The sequence below is a fragment of the Bowmanella yangjiangensis genome, from assembly GCF_017255015.1.
GTDB classification, from domain to species: Bacteria; Pseudomonadota; Gammaproteobacteria; order Enterobacterales; family Alteromonadaceae; genus Bowmanella; species Bowmanella yangjiangensis.
Window position 1 is genome coordinate 1 of sequence record NZ_JAFKCS010000824.1, and the last position, 316, is coordinate 316.

Annotated in this window: 1 protein-coding gene; it reads right to left on the bottom strand. The window is 66.5% G+C overall.

Features of this window, described 5'->3' with window-relative positions:
* Positions 1–316: RNA 3'-terminal phosphate cyclase (locus J0A65_RS26845; RefSeq protein WP_206597213.1), on the bottom strand; the 316-nt coding region annotated here is incomplete at both ends.

Here is a 316-nt window from a genome sequence, read left to right on the forward strand (position 1 = left end):
TGACCTCGATGTTGCTGCTCAGGTGTTCGCTGACGTGTGGCGTGGTGAAACTGCCGGCACCTGCCATGGCCAGTGGCAGCAACAACTGGTCGGCCAGGTGTTCCTCGACGGCGGCGCCGCTGCCGAGCCAGGTGCGCGCCTGTTCGATGGCCTGGTCGGCCACCTGTTCGGCGCGCACGCTGGTCTGCCCGACGCTGCTGAACACGGCGGTGACATCACAGCAGGTGACCTCCAGCAGCAGTATGTTGCCGGGGCCGATGTCTCGCTCCAGCCACACCCCCTTGAGGTCTTCGGCCGGCCATTTCAGGCGCTTGCC